Source organism: Janibacter sp. LM (assembly GCF_039631275.1).
Taxonomy (GTDB): Bacteria; Actinomycetota; Actinomycetes; order Actinomycetales; family Dermatophilaceae; genus Janibacter; species Janibacter terrae.
In genome coordinates, this window is the sequence record NZ_JBDIVG010000095.1 from 1 (window position 1) to 514 (window position 514).

General features: G+C 64.6%; 1 protein-coding gene. It reads right to left on the minus strand.

Annotated features, from left to right (window positions below):
- Positions 1-223: 223 nt before the first annotated feature.
- The coding region (locus ABC138_RS17590) for a vitamin K epoxide reductase family protein (protein ID WP_345914475.1) at positions 224-514 on the minus strand (291 nt) is incomplete at its 5' end.

Sequence of the window (514 nt, forward strand, 5' to 3'; positions counted from 1 at the left end):
CACGCGGCGAGACCACCGGTGGCAGCGACAGCACCGGCCGCGGCGAGGAGACTTCGGCGGGAGGGGCGACGTGCGGTCATTCGGTCTCATGCTCCTGAGATCGTCGCCGCGCGTGCGTGGATGCGCGGCAAGGTATCGGGGTCGTCGTTCGTCAGCGCCGAGGTGGCTGGAGGATGGCGCTCGGCCTCTCGGCGTGATGGCGATTCGGTCCACGGGGCAGTGATCACAGGAGCGTGACCCAGTAGTCCCAGAACCTGATAGCGATGAGCACGATGATCACCAGGTACCAAGCGGTCAAGACCGCTGCGCGGTACTCGATGAGCATCGCCACACCGCGGTGTGCGGGTGAAGCGAGGGAACCCTGATGACGCCGAAGGTTGTGAATGGTGGTGTGCCAGAAGACGGCGATGGTCACGACCCACACGACCATGCAATAGGGACACAGTGCGCCGATGACGTACAGGCTCTGGAAGATCAGCCAGTGAATGAACACCACCGCGAGGGTCACCGCGGC